This is a genomic window from Novosphingobium sp. 9 (assembly GCF_025340265.1).
Classification (GTDB): domain Bacteria; phylum Pseudomonadota; class Alphaproteobacteria; order Sphingomonadales; family Sphingomonadaceae; genus Novosphingobium.
In genome coordinates this window covers 1,333,315-1,352,722 of the sequence record NZ_CP022708.1, presented here as the reverse complement: position 1 = coordinate 1,352,722, position 19,408 = coordinate 1,333,315, and the positions used below count along the sequence as shown (strand labels likewise).

General features: G+C 65.7%; 14 protein-coding genes. 6 read left to right on the top strand and 8 right to left on the bottom strand.

The window, feature by feature from the left end; genetic code table 11:
* Positions 1-72 precede the first annotated feature (72 nt).
* The 4 genes from CI805_RS20690 to CI805_RS20675 form a co-directional block, all read right to left on the bottom strand.
* On the bottom strand, positions 73-1,677 hold the full coding sequence (locus CI805_RS20690) for a tetratricopeptide repeat-containing sulfotransferase family protein (protein ID WP_260928747.1): 1,605 nt from the start codon (positions 1,675-1,677) through the stop codon (positions 73-75).
* A gap of 22 nt (positions 1,678-1,699) precedes the next feature.
* Entirely contained in the window at positions 1,700-3,106 is a 1,407-nt protein-coding gene (locus CI805_RS20685) for a M20/M25/M40 family metallo-hydrolase (protein WP_260928745.1), read from the bottom strand.
* 140 nt (positions 3,107-3,246) lie between these two features.
* Entirely contained in the window at positions 3,247-4,044 is a 798-nt protein-coding gene (locus tag CI805_RS20680; RefSeq protein ID WP_260928742.1) for a DeoR/GlpR family DNA-binding transcription regulator, read from the bottom strand.
* A gap of 70 nt (positions 4,045-4,114) precedes the next feature.
* The gene (locus CI805_RS20675; RefSeq protein WP_260928740.1) at positions 4,115-5,668 is read right to left on the bottom strand and encodes a glycerol-3-phosphate dehydrogenase; all 1,554 of its coding nucleotides are present in this window, start codon (positions 5,666-5,668) and stop codon (positions 4,115-4,117) included.
* Between the two features lie 210 nt (positions 5,669-5,878).
* Here CI805_RS20675 and CI805_RS20670 point away from each other — a divergent pair, with 210 nt between their 5' ends.
* Positions 5,879-6,706: an MIP/aquaporin family protein gene (locus CI805_RS20670; protein WP_260928738.1), complete on the top strand. Its 828-nt coding sequence runs from the start codon at positions 5,879-5,881 to the stop codon at positions 6,704-6,706.
* A 49-nt stretch (positions 6,707-6,755) separates the two neighbouring features.
* Positions 6,756-8,252, top strand: a complete 1,497-nt coding sequence (gene glpK / locus CI805_RS20665) for a glycerol kinase GlpK (RefSeq protein ID WP_260928736.1) — start codon at positions 6,756-6,758, stop codon at positions 8,250-8,252.
* A 30-nt stretch (positions 8,253-8,282) separates the two neighbouring features.
* Here the strand turns inward: glpK and CI805_RS20660 are convergent, their stop codons facing one another.
* The 3 genes from CI805_RS20660 to CI805_RS20650 all read right to left on the bottom strand — a co-directional run bounded on the left by CI805_RS20660 (position 8,283) and on the right by CI805_RS20650 (position 12,567).
* The gene (locus CI805_RS20660) at positions 8,283-9,446 is read right to left on the bottom strand and encodes a sensor domain-containing diguanylate cyclase (RefSeq protein WP_260928733.1); all 1,164 of its coding nucleotides are present in this window, start codon (positions 9,444-9,446) and stop codon (positions 8,283-8,285) included.
* Positions 9,447-9,721: 275 nt separating this feature from the next.
* The gene (greB, locus tag CI805_RS20655) at positions 9,722-10,225 is read right to left on the bottom strand and encodes a transcription elongation factor GreB (protein ID WP_260928732.1); all 504 of its coding nucleotides are present in this window, start codon (positions 10,223-10,225) and stop codon (positions 9,722-9,724) included.
* Between the two features lie 86 nt (positions 10,226-10,311).
* The gene (locus CI805_RS20650) at positions 10,312-12,567 is read right to left on the bottom strand and encodes a lytic transglycosylase domain-containing protein (protein WP_313958577.1); all 2,256 of its coding nucleotides are present in this window, start codon (positions 12,565-12,567) and stop codon (positions 10,312-10,314) included.
* 155 nt (positions 12,568-12,722) lie between these two features.
* On the opposite strand from CI805_RS20650, the gene dapA reads away from it, so the two are divergent.
* On the top strand, positions 12,723-13,604 hold the full coding sequence (dapA, locus tag CI805_RS20645) for a 4-hydroxy-tetrahydrodipicolinate synthase (protein WP_260928730.1): 882 nt from the start codon (positions 12,723-12,725) through the stop codon (positions 13,602-13,604).
* Positions 13,605-13,663: 59 nt separating this feature from the next.
* Here the strand turns inward: dapA and CI805_RS20640 are convergent, their stop codons facing one another.
* Entirely contained in the window at positions 13,664-15,610 is a 1,947-nt protein-coding gene (locus CI805_RS20640) for an alpha/beta hydrolase family protein (protein ID WP_260928729.1), read from the bottom strand.
* A 199-nt stretch (positions 15,611-15,809) separates the two neighbouring features.
* Here CI805_RS20640 and smpB point away from each other — a divergent pair, with 199 nt between their 5' ends.
* From smpB to CI805_RS20625, 3 genes are read left to right on the top strand one after another with little or no spacing between them, the layout of a single operon-like run.
* Positions 15,810-16,292, top strand: coding sequence for an SsrA-binding protein SmpB (gene smpB, locus CI805_RS20635; protein ID WP_260928728.1), 483 nt, complete (start codon positions 15,810-15,812; stop codon positions 16,290-16,292).
* A complete protein-coding gene (locus CI805_RS20630; protein ID WP_260928724.1) occupies positions 16,289-16,855 on the top strand; it encodes a DUF2062 domain-containing protein in 567 nt (188 codons plus the stop codon). Before smpB ends, CI805_RS20630 begins: the two co-directional genes overlap by 4 nt.
* A gap of 14 nt (positions 16,856-16,869) precedes the next feature.
* The gene (locus tag CI805_RS20625; protein ID WP_409934969.1) at positions 16,870-19,356 is read left to right on the top strand and encodes a response regulator; all 2,487 of its coding nucleotides are present in this window, start codon (positions 16,870-16,872) and stop codon (positions 19,354-19,356) included.
* Positions 19,357-19,408 lie beyond the last annotated feature (52 nt).

The window sequence follows — 19,408 nt, the reverse complement described above, 5'->3', positions numbered from 1 at the left end:
CTCGCACCGCAACAATCGTCAATCGGGGCTGCTAATTATGCGTTATAATCGGCAATCAAAGTGACATAATTATCACGTTTGTGGTGCATCTGGGTAATATTCCAAAACATCACCAAGGGCGCTCCGCAAGGGTTCTAGGTGCTGTGCGAAGGTCTGCCAACCTTGTGTTCCCTCACGATAAATCGGGCGGCGAACCTGCTCGGAACTGGCGGTTCTGACGGCTCTTTGCGTCTCGTGGAAGGCGAGGCACGCGGGCTCGAACGGCAGGCCGCAGAAGGCGAGCAGGGCGCGCACTTCGGCTTCGGTATCGTCCACCATGCGCTCGTAGATGACGCGGTGCACCATCTGGGGCGCCACGCGATCGAGATGGGCCATCAGCCGCACATAGTCGGCGTAGTATTTTCCCATGTCGGCAAGGTCATAGCTGAAGCCCTGACCGCGCGCGAAATGCTGCTTGAAGTTGGAGAAGCCGCAGCTCATCGGGTGGCGGCGTGCGTCGATGATCTTCGCGTTCGGCAGGATCAGCCGGATGAACGGCGCGTGGACCCAGTTATTGGGCATCTTGTCGACGAACAGCGGCCGGTCGGTGTGGCGCTGCACCCCGGCACGGGCGAGATAGTCCGCACCTAGAGCGCGTCGTGTCTCGGGCGAAAGATCGGCGAGACCTGCGGGATAGTCGGGCACCTGTCGGGCCAGCATGGCGATGTCCGCCAGTTCGCTAGTGCCCTCCACCTGCGAATGGCTGGCGAGGATCTGCTCCACCAGCGTCGATCCTGCACGCGGCATGCCCAGCACGAAGATCGGATCGGGCGCCGGGCATCCGGCCTCGCTGGCCTGCGCCAGCAGCTCCGGCGTGGCCAGCGGGATGGTGCGGTCGACCTGTGCCGTCGTCTCCTCGGCCTTGTAGGGAATACGCTTTCTTCGCAGCGCATTGGCCGCAGCATAATGCGCGAAAGCCGCGTCCGCTTGCCCGCGTTCCTCCAGCGCCTTGCCGAGCGCGAAATCGAGGTGCCAGCGGTCCTCCGCCGTCAGGTCGTGCTGCGCAAGGGCGCTACGCAGCGCGGCCAGATCGTCCTCGTCGAAGCGCACGGTCTTCAGGTTGGCAAGGCTCCACCACGCCTCGCCCAATGCCGGGTGCAGCGCGATGGCGCGGCGGTAGGCGGCAACGCCTTCGTCCTGCCGCCCGACCGTCTTGAGCATATGGCCGTAGCTCATCCACACGCGCGGCTGATCGGGAATTTCGCGCAGCACCCGCTCGTAAAGCGCGAGCGCGTCCTCGAAGGCCCCAAGGCGCCCGAACGCGGCGGCTTGCAGGTTGGCGTGGCCGACTTCGCCGGGCTCTTCCAGATTGACGCGCGCCAGTTCCTCCAACGCCTCGCTCGCGCGGTTGGTGCGATAGAGCACCAGCGCCAGATTGGCGCGCGCAGGCGTGAAGCCGGGCGCGATCTCCAACGCGCGGCGCAGCAGGTTCTCCGCATCGGTATAGCGCCCGATGCGGCCCGCGAGTTCGGCCATCAGCCGGATCGCGCGTACGTCGAAGGGATCGTCCTTCAGCAGTGCGCGCAGCAGCGGCTCGGCGCGGGGCAGGTCGTTCGCATGCATGGCCGCCCCCGCCGCAAGCAGGCGCGGATCGTAGCGATGGGGCGCGAGTGCCGGTGCGGGCGAGGATACGGTCATGCGATGCGAACGATGTTACGGCTTACTTCGACAGCTCGGGGATCAGCGTCAGGAAATAGGTGACGCCCGGCGTGATATCGACCAGCGGCAGGCGCTCGTTCAGCCCGTGCGAGAAATCGTCCGAGGCCTTGATGAAGAACGGACTGGCGCCGTAGCTGTCTACGCCAAGCGCGCGGAACCACATCGAATCCGAGGCGCCCGAGGCCTGCACCGGGAAGATCGCCACGTTCGGCCAGGCCTTGGCCATCGCCTTGTCGACTGCCGCGGTGAAGTCCTTGCGCATCGGCGAGGCGGGCGAGGCGACCGAGAAATCGCCGGTCGCGTCCGTCACCTTGATCGCCGGATCGGCGACGACCTTCTGCAACTCGGCCATGATCTCCTCGCGCGTATGGCCGGGGAAGATGCGGCAGTTGATATTGGCAGTGACGCTCTGCGGCAGGGCGTTCAGCGCGTGCCCGCCGTTGACCATGGTGGCAACGCAGGTGGTCGAGACCTTGCCGACGTTTTCCGGCTCGGCGCGCAGCACGGCGAGCGCGGCCTCGTCGTTCGGATTGGCGGCGATCGCCTTCATTGCGGCGGCGGTCTTCGCATCGGGCTCAAACTTGGCGGCATTCTCGAAATAGGCCTTGGTGATCGCGTTCTGCTCGGGCGCGAAGCGATAGGCGCCGATCCGTTCGAGCGCCTGTGCCATTTCGACGATGGCATTCACCGGGCGCGGCATCGAGCTGTGGCCGCCGGGGTTGGTGACGGTCAGCGTGTAGTCGTTATAGGTCTTCTCGGCGCCGTCCCAGTTCCAGAACAGCGGCTTTCCGGTCTTCTCGTCGAGCATGCCGCCGCCGCCGTCGATATTGATGACGAGGTTCGCGTTCGACAGCTTCTTGGCAATGATTGCGCTGGTCTTCATGCTGGTTTCCTCGTCGCCCGAGAATTCCAGAATGATCGTGCGCCTGGGCTTGTAGCCCGACTTGCGCAGGTCGATGAGTGCTGCGGCGGTGACGGCGGCGCTGGTCTTCATGTCGCTCGCGCCGCGCCCGAACAGGTAGCCGTTCTCGACGACCGGGGTGAACGGATCGCGCTCCCAGTCCTTGGGGTTCGCGGCCACCACATCGAGGTGCCCTGAGATGACCAGCGGCTTGAGCGACGGGTCCGAGCCCTTCCACGTCGCAATCATGTAGGCGGTATCGTCCACCGGCACGACCTCGATGTCGGAGGCGGCCCAGCCGCCCGCGATCAGCGCGTCGCGAAACAGGTTGTCGGCATCGATGGTCTTGTTGTCGGGGCCTTCGACCGAGCGGATGGCGATGGCCTTCTTCGCCAGATCGAGCGCCTGCGCATCGGCTGCCGCATGCGAAGAGGCCGCCTGCGCGCCGCCGGCAAGCGTGGTCGAGGCGATGAGCGTGGCAGCGAGCAAGGACAGGCGGGAAAGCATCGGCGAGTGTCTCCGGAAGAAGGAACGGCTGCGAGGCTACCGCGTTCGCGCGCGTTGGCAATCGGAAAGCATTGCATCTGCGTTACCGCAATGCAGCACCGCGCCTTTGCGGCAACAGATGCGCGCCCGATTGCCGGACCTCAGCCCTGCTCGGTCTCGATCAGGTTGACGCCGTGGCGTTCGCAGGCGGCGCGCAAGGTCGGATCTTCGATATGGTCGGTCACGAAGAAGTCGATCGCTTCCATGCCGCATACGCGCACGGGGGCGGAGCGGCCGACCTTGGTGCTGTCCGCCACCAGGATCACCTTGCGGGCATTGCGGATGATGGTCTGCGAGACTTCCACCTCGTCGATCGCGAAGTCCAGCAGGCTGCCGTCGGTGTCGAGCGCGGAAATGCCGATCAGGGCATAGTCCACGCGGAAGTTCTCGATAAAGCGCATCGCCAGCGCGCCCACCACCGCGCGGTCGCCGGTGCGCACCTTGCCGCCGACGCTGACCAGTTCCATCGCCTTGTGCCCCGAAAGCGTGTCCACCACGTTCAGGTTGTTGGAGATCACCATCAGGTTGCGGTGATGCGCGAAGTTCGCGGCGACCGCCTCGGTGGTGGTGCCGATGTTGACGAACAGCGAAGCGCCATCGGGGATCAGCGCGGCGGCGGCGGCGCCGATCCGCGCCTTGGCGTCCGACGCCACGGCCTGTCGCGCGCCATAGGCAAGGTTGTCGACGCCCGAGGTCACCAGCGCGCCGCCATGCACGCGCGAGAGCAGCGCCTGCTTGGCGAGGACGTTCAGATCCTTGCGGATGGTCTGCGGGGTGACGGCGAGGCGCTCGGCCAGATCCTCGACCATGACGCTGCCTGCACTGCGCGCGATCTCCAGGATGCGCGCGCGCCGGGCCGCGACGATATCGCCGTCCGGCTGTTCGGTTGCTGTCGTCATTCCCGCTCCCCTGATCCCGCGCATCGTCCTGCTCCTAGAACCAGTGTGCGCGGGGGGAAGGGGGATCGGGTCAGTTGCTGCGGCCCGCAAGGTAGGCGTCGATGGCGTCCTGCGTACCTGCGGGAACGTGCAGGCCCAGCTTCGAGCGGCGATAGAGAATGTCCTCACCGCTGCGCGCCCATTCGGCACGGACCAGATAATCGACCTCTGTGGCATGAAGCCCGCCGCCGAAGTGGTGGCCGAGATCCTCGGGCGTTTTGGCATCGCCAAGGATCTCCATCGCGCAGGTGCCATAGGCGCGGGCGAGGCGGCGCAGCAGCTTTTCCGGAAAGCCCGGATAGCGCACGGAAAGGTCAGCGACGAAGCGCTTGAAGTCCTTGCCCGGCAGATCACCGCCGGGCAGCACTGCGCCTGCGGTCCAGGCCGTATCGGCCTTGGGGAAGACTTCCGCGACATGCTGCATCGCGTGCTCGGCCAGCTTGCGATAGGTGGTGATCTTGCCGCCGAAGATGCTGAGCAGCGGGGCCTTTCCGTCCTCCGCCTTCTCGAAATCGAGCACGTAGTCGCGCGTCACGGCAGAGGCATTGGCGGCGTGATCGTCATAGAGCGGGCGGATACCGGCATAGCTCCACACGATATCGGCTGGCGTCACCTGCTTATCGAAATAGCGGTTCGCGGTTTCGCACAAGTAATCGATCTCGTGCTGGCTGATCTCGGCCTTGCCGGGCTCCTCGGTCCACGGCTCATCGGTGGTGCCGACCAGCGTGAACTCGCCTTCGTAGGGGATCGCGAAGACGATGCGGCGGTCCGGGTTCTGCAGCATGAAGGCGTGATCGCCTTCGTAGAGTTTGGGCAGGATCATGTGGCTGCCCTTGACCAGCCGCACGCCGCGATCGTTCTTGGCGCGCCCGATCCGGCCGAGCACCTTGTCGACCCACGGCCCTGCCGCGTTGATCATCATCTTTGCGCGGACCTTGCGGGTCTCGCCCGCTTTCGTTTCCAGTGTCGCCAGCCATTCGCCGTTCTCGCTGACGGCATCGGTCATGCGCGTGCGCGTCTCGATCCGGGCACCGCGCGCGGCGGCGTCCATGGCGTTGAGCGCAACGAGGCGGCTGTCTTCCACCCAGCCGTCCGAATAGACGAAGGCTTTACCCTTGTGTGCGCCCTTGCGCGCGCCCTTCTGGGGCTTGAGGCCTGCACCGCGCGGGCTGCGGTCGAGATCGATCGTCTCGGTGCCGGGCAGTTCCTTGCGACCGCCGAGGTGATCATAAAGGAACAGGCCAAGCCGCACGATCCATGCCGGGCGCGGCGAAAGCGACTGCGGCAACACGAAGCGCAGCGGCCACATGATGTGCGGCGCCATGCCCAGCAGCCGTTCGCGCTCGATCAGCGCCTCGCGCACCAGCCGGAACTCGTAGTATTCCAGATAGCGCAGGCCGCCGTGGATCAGCTTGGTCGAGGACGACGAGGTGTAGCTGGCCAGATCGTCCTGCTCCACCAGCAGCACCGAAAGGCCGCGCCCGGTGGCGTCGCGCGCAATCCCTGCACCATTCACGCCGCCACCGACGATCAGCAGGTCGTAGGTCTGTTCGGCCTGTGAAGAGCTGGGAACTGGCGGCTGCATTCGATCTTCTCCCATGGTGCGACCGTCCGGGCGCGTCATCGCTGTCAGGTTTCGACTCTGATGGAACTCGAAGGCTCCACTTTCGTTTCAGAAAATATGCTCGCCAAAACGAAAATGCAAACGAAAGAGTTGACGCAAATTCGAAAGCGTGTGCAGATGGCATCCGCGTGAAACGAAAAACGACGTCGAATCGTTGAGAGAGGACCGAAAGTGAACAAGCACCGCGCGCTGATCGGCGAGCTGATATCCGAAGCTCTGGCCGTCGCGATCATCATCCTGATCGGCGACAGCGCCGCTGCCATGATCACGCTCTACGATCCCAGCCCTTACGCGCAGGCCTATTGGGGCGTGTGCATCGCCTGGGGCCTTGGCGTGACCATGGCGATCTACGTCACGGGTTCGGTTTCGGGCACGCATGCCAACCCCGCCGTTACGCTGGCGTTGGCGCTCTATCGCGGGTTTCCCAAGAGCAAGGTGCTGCCCTACTGGATCGCGCAGGTCGTGGGCGGCTTTATCGGCGCCGCGCTGGTGCTCCAGCTCTATCATCCGGTAATCGACGCCTACAACGCGCTGCACCACGTCACCCGCGAAGCAGGCGGCGCAGCGGGCGTGTTCTTCACGCATCCGGGCGAACATGTCTCGGTCATGCACGCGTTCTGGGACGAGGTGATCCTCACCGGCATGCTGTTGCTCGGCATTTTCGCGATCACCGATGAATTCAACGAAGTCGCCCCGAAGGCCAATTCCAGCGCGCTGATGGTCGGCCTGCTTGTGGCCGCGATCGGAGCCTCGGCAGGCTATCTCGAAGCCTGGGCACTGAACCCCGCGCGCGACTTCGGCCCGCGCCTGCTGGCGTTCGTGGCCGGGTGGGACCAGTCCGCGTTCCCCAGCCCCGGCGCTTACTGGTGGGTGCCGATTGCCGCGCCGCTGCTCGGCGGCGTGCTCGGCGCGGGGCTGTACCAGATTGCCGTAAAGCCCTACCTGCCCTCGGGTCGCAACCGCAAGGCAGCGGATCAGGACGCCGAAATCGGCGCCTGATCCGAAAATACTCGAACGAACGAAACGAAATCCCCTCGGAGAGTCTCTCATGTCCCAGCCCCAGCATATCCTCGCCATCGATCAGGGCACGACCTCGACGCGGGCCATCGTGTTCGACAGCGCCGCGCACCCGGTCGCGACGGCGCAGTGCGAGTTCGAGCAGCACTATCCCGACCTCGGCTGGGTGGAGCATGAGCCCGAGGATATCTGGCGCGATACCGTGAAGGTGGCGAAGGACGCCATCGAGCAGAGCGGCGTCGGCGTTGCGGGCATTGCCGGGATCGGCATCACCAACCAGCGCGAAACGGTGGTCGTCTGGGATCGTCAGACCGGCAAGGCGATCCACCGCGCCATCGTCTGGCAGGACCGTCGCACCGCCAAGGTCTGCGCGGAGTTGAAGGCGCAGGATGGCGTCGAGAGCGAAGTGCGCCAGCGCACCGGCCTGCTGGTCGATCCCTATTTCTCGGGCACCAAGCTCGCCTGGATTCTCGATAACGTGGACGGCGCACGGGCACGGGCGGAGAAGGGCGAGCTGGCCTTTGGCACCATCGACAGCTTCCTGATCTGGCGCCTGACGGGCGGCAAGGTCCACGCGACGGACGTCACCAACGCCGGGCGCACGATGCTCTACAACATCCGCGAGCAGCGCTGGGACGAGGAAATGTGCCGTCTGCTGCGTGTGCCGATGCAGATGCTGCCCGAAGTGCATGACAACTCGCATCGCTTCGGCGTGACCGACAAGGCACTGTTGGGCGCCGAAATTCCCATCGCGGGCGTCGCGGGCGATCAGCAGGCCGCACTGTTCGGGCAGGCCTGTTTCGAGTCGGGCATGGCCAAGTCCACCTACGGCACCGGCTGCTTCATGCTGCTCAACACCGGCTCCGAAGCGCTGGATTCGCACAATCGCCTGCTGACGACGCCCGCCTATCGCCTGAATGGCGAGATGACCTATGCGCTCGAAGGCTCGATCTTCGTGGCGGGCGCGGCGGTGAAGTGGCTGCGCGACGGCATCGGGGTGATCACCCATGCCCGCGAAACCAACGACATGGCAACGCAAGTCCCCTCCAGCCACGGCGTCTACATGGTCCCGGCCTTCGTCGGCCTCGGCGCGCCGCACTGGGACCCGGACGCGCGCGGCGCGATCTTCGGGCTGACGCTGGGCGCAGGCGCGGCGCACCTGGCCCGTGCGGCGCTGGAAGCGGTTGCCTACCAGACGATGGACCTTGCCAAGGCGATGGTCTCGGACGGCGGCGAGGCACCGGCCAAGCTGCGCGTCGATGGCGGCATGGCGGCGAACGACTGGCTCTGCCAGTTCCTGGCGGACATGCTGGAGGCTCCCGTCGAGCGCCCTGTCCATCTCGAAACGACGGCGCTGGGCGCGGCCTTCCACGCAGGCCTTGCCACGGGCGTGTGGCCCGATCTCAAGGCACTGTCGGAAACCTGGACGCAGGGCCAGTTGTTCGAACCGAAAATGGGCAAGTCCGAACGCGACACGCTGATCGCCGGCTGGCACGACGCGGTGCGTCGTACGCTCAGCCATCCCTGACGACCACGTCTGACGACGGCGGCTGCGGCGTCAGGCTGCGCCGCTGCCGTCTGCTGTGTACAGGGCCGCACTGTGGGGTATCGGCGCCTCTCCTGCCAGACACACCCGGTTGCGACCGAAGCGCTTGGCCCGATAGAGGGCCGAGTCTGCCTGACGCCAGGCGATGTCGAGCGGTTCGGCTCCCGCGTAGGCGGCAAGCCCGAAGCTGGCGGTGACGCGTTGATCGCCGGGCAGTTCGGAATGGTTGCTCTGCGCAAAGTCCATGCGCAGGCGGTCGCAGATCGCCCTGGCTTCGGCGAGCGGGACGCCCGGAAGCAGTAGGGCAAACTCTTCGCCGCCGATGCGCGCTGCGGGCATCGTGCCGGCTGCCAGCAAGGTGGCAAAGCTGCGGATCACGCCATCACCGGCAAGATGGCCGAAGCGGTCGTTCACCGCCTTGAAGCGGTCGATGTCGCAGATCACGATGCAGCCTGCGGTGCCGCGCCTTGCGGCGGCGAGGCGCTCGAAGGTCTCGCGGTTGTAGAGCCCGGTCAGGCCGTCGCGCTCGGCCCGGCGGCGATATTCGCTCAACTGGCCGCCGATGATGCGGGCGAGCAGCAGGAACACGCAGGGTGGGGTGAGCGTGCCGACGAGCAGCATCAGCATCCGTTCGACTTTCGCGCTCTTGACCGCGAAATAGTCTGCTCCGTGCGGAAAGATGAAGGGAAACAGCACGATGCGCGTTATGAAGATCGCCGCCAGCGAGGCGACGATGACGGACAGGATCGCGTCGCTCAGGTGCCTGTCGGGCCGTCGCCAGAGCCGCGCTCCGGCATCGAACAGCGCCAGCGCGCAGCCGACCTGAAACGGGATCGCCTGCACCACGAAGGGGACAGCGCTGCCCTGAAGCGCCAGCGTCATGGCGGTGAGCCCGGCCACCACCCCTGCCAGCTTCCGGTCCCAGTCCGCGCCGCCGGTCGCGAGGCGTACGGCCTGCGCGAAACACAGGTAGGCGGCGGGAAGGGCGCAGATCCCGCCGATCTGTTCGAACCCGGTGCCATGGGAAAATACCAGAGTGCAGGTCTCCAGCGCGGCGCAGAGCAGGGCGCCTGCCAGCCATGCGATTGCGCGCTGGCCCCGGATCGAGAGGAACACGCACAGGCAAAGCAACGAAAGCGACGCGAACAGTCCTGCATAAAGCAGTCCCAGATTCACCGTTGTCGCCATGCTGCCTGCGTCACCCCACTGTGTCCCTGGGGTTGACCGACATTCAGCCCTGACGGCCTGCAAATGGCGATTTTCCAAGCTTCCGGTGCTCACGTACAGGAAGTACGCTGCGCTCCGGGTCTCGGAAAATCACCCTTTTCGGCTCGTCATCTTCTGAATGTCGATCAACCCCTTAACGCAATGCCTCTAAGGGATTATGGTTAACAAGTCTCTAGGCAAGGGGCTGATTTTTGCGATTTTTTACTTAACGACTGGATGGGGAATTAGGCCGGGAGGGGCGGGTAAGCGATTGTGATCACTTCCCATTCCTTCTCGCCGGAAGGCAGTCGCACGATCCGCAGGTCGCCCACGGACGCGCCGCGCAGGGCGCGGGTGATCGGTGCGCTCCAGCCGATCCGCCCGGCAGAGGCGTCCTGCTCGTCATCGCCGACGATGGTCAGGGTCATGCGCTCGTCGTCCTCGTCGGCCAATTCCACGGTGGCGCCGAAGAATACCTTGCCGCGCTCGGTCTGGTGCGACGGATCGACCACGCGCAGCGCCTTCATGCGGCGCGCGAGGTGGGCAAGCTCGCGGTCGATCTCGCGCATGCGCTTGCGGCCATAGAGGTAGTCGCCGTTTTCCGACCGGTCGCCGTTGCCCGCCGCCCACGAGACGATCTCGACGATGGCGGGGCGCTCGGTGCCCAGCAGGTGGTCGTAGCGCGCGCGCAGCGCGGCCATGCCGGCAGGGGTGATCGGCGGTCCGGCGGGTTTGGAAGGCAGGCTCATGCGGCGGCGCTCATGGCAGGAAAGCGGTGGCAGGGGAAGCCGATGGGCGTGCTTCCCCTGTCCGTATCCCGCTTGTCCGGGCCTTCTTACCCCGGCGAGCGCTTGCCGATGGCGTGGCTGAGCGGGTTGCTGCCGCGATACTCGGCGCGATCGGGGTAGATGTTGTCGTAGTCGATCGCGTTTTCCATCACCCGCTGGACGTAGTTGCGGGTTTCCGAGATCGGAATCTTCTCGATCCAGTCGATCCAGTCGACCGACCCGGTGCGCGGATCGCCGTTCGCGCGCAGCCACTTGTTCACATTGCCAGCGCCCGCATTGTAGGCGGCGACGGCAAGCGGAGTGGAGCCGCCGAAATAGTCCATCAGGCGCCCGAAATAGGCATCGCCCAGTTGGATGTTGTACTGCGCATCGGAGACCAGACGGCCCTGATCGTAGCTGAGGCCGAGCTTGCCCGCCTGCTCGCGCGCAGTGGTGGGCATCAGCTGCATCAGCCCGCGCGCGCCCGCATGGCTGAGCGCGTTCTGCGCGAACTGGCTCTCCTGCCGGATCAGCGCATGGTCCATCGTCCAGTTGGCGCCCTGCGGCACCGGGATCTGCGGATAGGCGATCCGCCCGAAGCTGCCGAGCCCTTCGGTATGCGCCGACTGGCCCATGATTACCGCAAGGTCGCGCCGTCCGGTCTGGCGGGCAAGGTCGGCAACCAGCGAGTAGTCATCCTCGTCCTGCGCCTGGTTCGAGATCTCGCGGAAGAACCGCACCGTCGTCTGCCAGTCGCCATCGCGGGCGACGTCGCGCACGGCGGCGGTGATCGGCTTGGCATAGAACGCGCGGCGCTCGGCATCGCTGGGGCTGGCGTGCGAGACGGTGGCGAGATTGGGCATCGAGCGCCCCATCCGTTCGAGCGAAAGCTGGCCGTAGAAGTATTCGGGATAGCGCGCGGCCATCTCGAAATAGCGCATTGCGCCGGAGCTGTCGCCACCCTGCGCGGCGGCGCGTCCGGCCCAGTAGAACCCCTTGGAGCGCGTGCCCGGTGTTTGTGCCGCGGCGCCATAGCGATAGAACAGCGGCGCGGCCCGGCGCGGATCATTGAGGTTCCACAGCGCCTTGGTGCCGCCCAGCCACATCAGCGAGGTGTAGTCGTCACGCACCTTGAACGATTGCCGGGAAACATCGGTGCCGGGCGCGAAGCCGTCGTCGATCGAGGCGGCGATGCGCACCGCGCTCGAATCGTCGGCGCCCTTGGCGGCGATCAGCAGCTCGTGGACCCACTGGTCCGGCTCGGCGACCGGCGCGGAGAGCTGCGGGCGGTTGGCGAGCAGCGAAATCTCGCCCGCGATATTGCCCTGCTTGCGCGCCTGCACGGCGCGGGCATAGACATAGCCGCCGTCGCGCATCGGATCGCCGCCCAGTTGCAGGCCCAGCGTGCCGGGCGAGGAGCCCTGCACGATCGACAGCCGCTCCATGAACAGGTTGCGCTTGGCGGGCGAGGTATAGGCGATCTCGCGCGAGGCCTGATCGGTCTGCCCCTGCCACAGCAGCTGGTTCATACGCTCGTCATGATCGGCCTGCGTCAGCGCCGATCCCCAGCGCTGGAGGATCATCGCCTCGTCGGCAGGCAGCAGCGAGCCCTGCCGCCATGCATCGACGGCCTTCTGGCGCGCGTCCGAGCGGTTCATCAGCGTCAGCGCCACGGCATAGCGCCCGGCGGCCTTGCTGGTGAGCGGCGGGAAACGGTCGAACAGGCTGACCAGCGACTGCGCGCTGGGCTGTTCGGTGTTCAGCGCGTTCTCGGCATAGGTCCGCAGCCGTTCCTCGAAGGGATAGCCGGGATAGCTGATGAGGAACCCGGCATAGGCGGCAAAGCCCATGTTCGGGCTGGAGGTCAGCTGGCGCCAGCGGTCGACCGACTGGTGCGCGGACAGATCATGGTCCTGCGCCGCCTGCGCACGCGCCGCATCCCAGTCCGAGGCCGCCATCACCGGTGCGCCGCCGCTGGTCGGGGCAGGATAGCTGCTGGCGGGGTAGGCGCTGGGCGCGGGCTGGTAGGTTTGTGCCGGATAGGTGGAGGAGGGATAGGTCGTCGGCGCCGGATAGGTCGATGCCGGATAGGTCGCGGTTTGCCCTTCGACCACCGGCTGCGAGACGATCGGCGTGCCGTTCGCGGTGCGCTGTGTCGTCTGGCTGGGATAGGCGCCCGGCAGCAGGCTGGTCGGCTGCCCGGTCGCACTGCCCGACGGGTAGGCACTCTGGGCCTGCGCCGAAGTCGCGACCAGCGCAGCGCACGATCCTGCCGCCATCAGCGCGGAAAACATTGCGATTCTTGCCGAAGAAATGCCCGTCATCTGCTTCCTCGTCCCTTTTGTGATGCGCAGCACGCTGGACATTTTGGGAAAAGGCTCCTTATCAGGCGCTGAACCGTGGTCCGGCGCGGGGGCTCCTTGCCCCTTGTTGGTGTCACGTCGAATTGAACATCTGAACGTCAGCAGAGGTAAAGTCCATGTTCTCGGGCTCCATTCCCGCACTTGTCACGCCGTTTCGCGACGGAGCGTTCGATGAGCAGGCCTTCCGGCGGCTGGTCGACTGGCAGATCGAATCGGGATCGTCGGCGTTGGTGCCCTGCGGCACGACCGGCGAAAGCTCCACCCTGTCGAACGCCGAACACCACCGCGTGATCGAGGTCTGCATCGAGCAGGCTGCGGGCCGTGTGCCGGTGATCGCGGGCTGCGGCAGCAACGACACGATGAATGCCGTGCTGCACATGACGTTCTCGAAGAAATGCGGCGCGGCCGCCGCGCTGGTCGTCGCGCCCTATTACAACAAGCCGAGCCAGGAAGGCCTGCTGGCGCACTTCTCCTATCTTGCCGAAGCGGTCGATCTGCCGCTGATCCTCTACAACGTGCCGGGACGCACGGTGTCCGATCTCAAGCCCGAGACGGTGTGCGAGCTGGCACGCCGCTTCCCCGACAAGATCCTTGCGATCAAGGACGCCAGCGGCGACCTGTCGCGCGTGACCGACCATCGCATGGGCATTTCCAAGCAGTTCACCCAGCTGTGCGGCGACGACGAGCTGGCGCTGCCGTTCAACGCGGCGGGGGGCGTTGGCTGCATCTCGGTGACGGCGAACGTGGCGCCTGCGCTGTGCGCGCAGTTCCAGGCGGCCTGCGCGGCGAACGATCTGGAAGAGGCGCGTCGCCTCAACGACCTGCTCTATCCGCTGCACTACGCGATGTTCGAGGACAGCTCGCCGGGGCCGTGCAAGTATGCACTCTCGAAGGTGTTCGAGGGTATCCAGAACGAGCTGCGCCTGCCGCTGGTGCCCTGCAACCAGACCGCCCGCGATGCCGTGGACAAGGCGTTGGTCCACGCCGGGTTGCTGTAAGTCCAGCCGATCCCTGCCCCTGGCCAGGCATCGTGCTGTAGCCAGGGGGATTCTCGCGTTCAATTCGCGGGGTTGTACTTTTCGACGAAAGCGGTCGCCGCCGTCAGCATCTGCAACCGCGTGTCGCTGTTGGAAAGCCAGTGGTCTTCGTGGTTGAGAACCACCATTTCATAGGGCTTGCCCGCATGGCTCAATGCGTTGGCCATCACTTCCGATTGCTGGAAAGGGACAACCGTATCGTCCTTGCCATGAACGAGCAGGATCGGCGCATCGGCCTTTGCGACCTGCTGACGCGGCGAATTGGCGTCATACGTCGAAGGATCGCCCAGGAACTTGCGCATCGAGCGCCATGACATCGGCGCATCGGCACTGGCGTAGACTTCCGAGCGATACATCATCGACAGATCGGAGACGGGAGCGACGGCTACTGCACATCTGTATAGGCCCTGTTGCAGCGTGACGCCGGCCAGCGCGGCATAACCGCCGTAGCTGCCGCCCATGATACATGCGCGCTTGGGATCGACGATACCGCGCCTGGCTAGCTCTGCCAGACCGTCCGAGATGTCGGTCTGCATCTTGCGTCCCCATTCGTTGTAGGCGGCATTGCGGAAGGCATCGCCGCGTCCGGTCGACCCGCGGAAATTGGGCTGGAAGACGGCATAGCCTCGCGATGCGAAAGCCTGGGCCCACCAGTCGAACTGAGCCTCGTCGGCGGCATGTGGCCCGCCGTGCGGGAACAGGATGACCGGCAGGTTCTTCGCTTCACGGCCCGGCGGCAGGGTCAGAATGCCATCCATCGCCAGACCGTCTGCGGCCTTGTATTCAACGACGGAAACAGCACCCACCTGTTCGGGAGCGATGGCCGGGCGTTCACTGCTGATCGGGCTGGCCTTTAGGTTGTGCACATCGACGAGATAGTAGGTTCCCGCATCGCCGGTTCCGCTGGTTTCGACAATCGCGTGCTGGAAGTCGGGGGTATAATCAATCAGCTCCAGATGGGACTTGTTGAAAGCCTGGTAGATCTTGCTCATGGCTGCCTGCTGGGCAGGATCGAAAAACACAGGCTGCGGTTTGTCGCCTTGTCTGAGATAGCCGAGCAGGCGCGAACTGGCGCTGTCGATATACACCTGGCCGATGGCTTCATCGGGAAGCAGCTCTTTCGGAGCGGCGCCACCGGTCAAGGACGTTTCCATCAAGTGCGTTTCGCCGTCCTCGTCCCGGATCCAGTAGATCAGCGTCGTGCCGTCCCGGCCAAGGCTCAGCAGCGATACATCGCCGGTGCTGGAAGTGCCTTGCGCCAGCAATTGCCCTTTCGGATTGGCGATTTTCCACGAACCGCTGTTCTGGTAGAGGGTCAGTTCGGCGGTCACTTTGCCCGCGCTGTCCAGCACCCAGTCATGAGAGGTATTGCCTACCGCAGCAGAGGCGATGAGCCGCGCCTTGTTGGTGGCAAGGTCGAGCTCGGCCAGTGCCGGGCTGGTGTTCAGATCCCCCTGGTTGCCGCGATCGTGGGTCGACATGGCGCCGAGATAGGCCTTCCAGCGTCCATCGATCTGGCGCAGGCCGTAAGTGCCCATCGTCAGTTTCTGGAAATCGCGGCTGCCGTTGAAAGTGACATCCGGCTTGCCACCGTTCAGCGGTACGATAAGCGCAGCACCGATTTCCGCCTTGGGTGTCGTGAAACCTTCGAGCCGGGCCGTCGTGCTGTAGTGTACCAGCACGATCTCGTCCCCTGCAAACTCCAGCCCGCGCACTTTCAGATCGCCCAGGTTCTGCGAGAGGATCGGCTTGAGCTGCATGTCCAGCACCATCAGCACGCTGACATTGCCCTGACGGATGATCCCGGCCATGGCCTTCGCAGAATGAGAGATCGCGACCTCGTAAAGAGCCGGAAGATTCCCGTAGGCGGCCAGTGGTGGCGGTGCTGGCGGCGCTGCGTGACCGATCGTTGCCATGGCAAGCCCGGTCATCGCCGCCAAAAGCGAGACCTTTCGCGTGAATGTCAATGTCGTATTCCCCGTACTTTCAATCGACTGCCCCCAGTCGAGCGGGACATTGAAACACTGTGGGAGCTGGGTTGCAACTTACAGATTGGCAACAATACAAGCTGCAGTCCGTAACGACGCCTTATCGCAGATGGAGCAGCGAAACTCGCGATTCACGCCATTTCCTTTTTGGCGGTCAACGCCTACATGGGCCATAATCATGGCAAGACCGCAGCACTCCACGTTCGACAAGAAGAAAACCGTCGCCGAAAACCGCAGGGCGCGTTTCGAGTATCACATCGAGGATGTGTTCGAGGCGGGCATCGCGCTGACCGGAACGGAAGTGAAGTCGCTGCGCTTCGGCGAAGGCTCGATTGCCGAGGCCTATGCCGAGATTCGCGGCGGCGAGGCGTGGCTGGTCAATGCCAACGTGCCCGAATTCAGCCACGGCAACCGCTTCAACCATGTTCCCAAGCGCCCGCGCAAGCTGCTGCTGCACGAGCGCGAGATCGACAAGCTGCACGGCGCGGTCGAGCGCAAGGGCATGACGCTGGTGCCGCTTTCGGTCTATTTCAACTCGCGCGGGCGGGCCAAGGTCGAACTGGCGCTGGCCAAGGGCAAGAACGCTGCCGACAAGCGCAATACCATCAAGGAACGTGACTGGAAGCGCGAGCAGGGCCGCCTGATGCGCGACCACGGATGAGCACGCTGTCGCAGCGCCTGATGGCATGGGCGCACCGCCAGATGCCGACGCACGAGCAGCTTGCCGCCAATCGCTTCACGGCGCCGCTGGCCCGTCGCCCGGCGCTGTTCCGCTTCACCCGCCGCTCGGTCCCGCGCGGTGTGGCGGTGGGCATGTTCGTGGGCATCTTCGCGCTGATCCCCGGCGTGCAGATCGTCGGTTCGGCGCTGATGTGCGTGCCGTTCCGCGCCAATATCCCGATCGCGGCAGCGGTGACGTTCATCTCCAATCCGCTGACGACGCTGCTGATCATCCTCCCGGTTGCCGTTGCCATCGGCAACGCCTTCGGCTTCCATGCCGATGTCGATACCGTGCGGATGATGGTGAAAGAGGGCGCGGGCGTGGACGTGTGGTGGCGCTGGCTGTGGTCCGACACCGCGCCGGCCATCGTGCTGGGGCTGCTGATCGAATCGCTGGTGGCGACCTTCGTGAGCTACTTTGCCGCCGCTGTCGGCTGGCGCCTGTGGATCGCCCACAAGCTCCGCCACCGCGCCGCGCTCCACGCGCAGCGGGACGCCGCTTGATACCGGGCCTGAATTTGGGCCAGACTTCCGGCGAGCCCGACGACCGCATCGGATCGCCCGTGCTCACCTTCTCCGACTTGCGGGTGGTCGCCCCGGCGCTGCTGCTGGGCGTGGTGCTCGTCTGGCTGATCAGCCGCGACATGCTGCTTTCGGGTGTGTTCCTTGCCGCCGTGCTGGTTCTGGGCGGCGCAGCCTTCGCGCTCGCCCGCAGGCGTCCTGCCGAAGTGGCCAGCGAATTTGCCGAGCCCGACTGGTCGGTGACGGTCGCTGCGGTCGAGCGGCCTGACGAAGGCGTCGCCATCACTGACCGCGCCGGGCGGCTGACTTGCGCCAACGCCACGTTCGGGGCGTGGTTCGGCACATACGCCGCGCCGCCACGCCTGCCGGTGGACGGCGCCTCTGCCGAGCGTCTTGCCGAAGCGGCGCGCGCCGCCTGGCGCGATGGCAGCGGGCTGGCCGATGTTGAAAGCCACGATGCCGCCTCGGGCCTCGTCCGGCGCTGGCGCATGGAAGCCACGCGCTGTGGCCGGGGTGAGGATTTCCTCGTCTGGCGCGCGACCCGGCAGGGGATCGACGATCCGGTCGGCGCGCTTGTCCGCGCGCTCGACGGCAAGCTGGGCCGCGCGCTTGCCCGCGCCGGGATCGCCGCAGCGCTGGTCGATCCCGACGGCTCGCTGCGCGCCGCCAGCGCCGGTTTCGCGCAGTGCGCGGTGGGCGATGGCGCGGCAGACCTCACCGGCACCGATTTCGTCGGCTATCTCCGGCAGGACGAGGGCGATCGCGTCTACTGGGCGCAAGTGCCCGAAGGCAACGCGCCGACCCGCCCCGGCGCGCTGACGATCTATCACGTTCCCGTCGCCGATCCCGATCTGCCGGTCGAGCCCGACCCGGACACCACGCCCTCGCTGATGCTGGTCGTCGAGGCGGGCAGCGGCATCGGCGCGGGCGAGGGCAGCACTACCGCCGCGCCGCATCTCGAAGCGATGCTCGGCCAGCTTCCGCTCGGTCTCGCCATGGCCGACCGCGACGGGCGCGTGCTGTTCGCCAACCCCGCCTTCATGCGCGCGGCGGGGCGCGAGGGGCTGGAGCCGCCGACCTATCCCACCGATCTGGTGGTGCGCGACGACAAGCGCGCGCTGTCCGAGGCGATCCGCCGCTTCGCGCAAGGCCCTGCCGCTGCCGGAGACCTGGCCGTGCGCCTGCTCGCCCAGCCCGAGGACCCGGTTTCGCTCAGCCTTGCCGGGGTGCGCGGGCTTGGCGAGGCGGCGGTGCTGCTCGGCCTTACCGATTCCACCGAAGAGGCCCGCCTCAAGCGGCAGGTCGCGCAGGCCACCAAGATGCAGGCGGTCGGCCAGCTGGCAGGCGGCGTCGCGCACGATTTCAACAATGTGCTCACCGCGATTCTGGGCACCTGCGACCTCATGCTGATGCGCCATACGCCCGGCGATTCGGACTATGACGACATCCAGCAGATCCGCGCGAACTCGAACCGCGCGGCCTCGCTGACCCGCCAGCTGCTCGCCTTCTCGCGCCAGCAGACGTTGCGCCCCGAAGTGCTGCAGGTGCCTGATGTGGTGGCCGACGTCTCGCAGATGCTGCGCCGCCTGATCGGCGAGAAGATCCAGCTGGTCGTCACGCACGATCGCGATCTGGGGCCGGTCCGCGCCGATCCGACGCAGCTGGAGCAGGTCATCGTCAACCTCGCCGTCAACGCGCGCGACGCGATGCTCAGTTCAGGCCGCAAGGGCGAGGCGGGTGGTACGCTGACGCTCGCGACCAAGCGCATCAGCACCACCGACGTGCGCGCGATGCGCAGCGAGATCATTCCGGCGGGTGATTATACCGCGCTGATCGTGTCGGACACCGGAACCGGAATCGCGCCCGAGCATCTCGCCAAGATCTTCGAGCCGTTCTTCACCACCAAGGAGCAGGGCAAGGGCACCGGCCTTGGCCTTTCGACGGTCTACGGCATCGTCAAGCAGTCGGGCGGGTTCATTTTCGCCGATTCGGTGGTGGGGAAAGGGACGAGTTTCAGCGTCTATCTTCCCGTCCACCACGCCGCGCCGGGCGAGGCCGTCACTGCCGTTCCCACCCGCGCCGAGCCCGCGCCCGTGCAGTGGGCAGGCGGCGGCTCGATCCTGCTGGTCGAGGACGAGGACCCGGTGCGCATCGTCGCCGAACGCGCGCTGACCCGGCAGGGCTACACCGTCAAGAGCGCGCGCGACGGCGAGGAAGGGCTGGAGATCGTGCGGGCGGGCGAGAGGTTCGATATCGTCGTTACCGATGTCGTCATGCCGACGATGGATGGTCCGGCGATGGCGCGCGAGATCCGCAAGATCGCCCCCCGGCTGCCGGTCCTGTTCATGTCGGGCTATGCCGAGGAGCAGCTGCGGCGCGAGATCAGCATCGCCGATGCCTGGTTCATGCCCAAGCCGTTCTCGGTGCAGCAGCTCTCCGAAAAAGTGGGGGAAGTTCTGAGTACCACGGCGAAGCGGCGTTAAAAAACGGAAATTCGCCGCTGTTCACCCCTTGTTCCGTTAGAACAAACGCGAT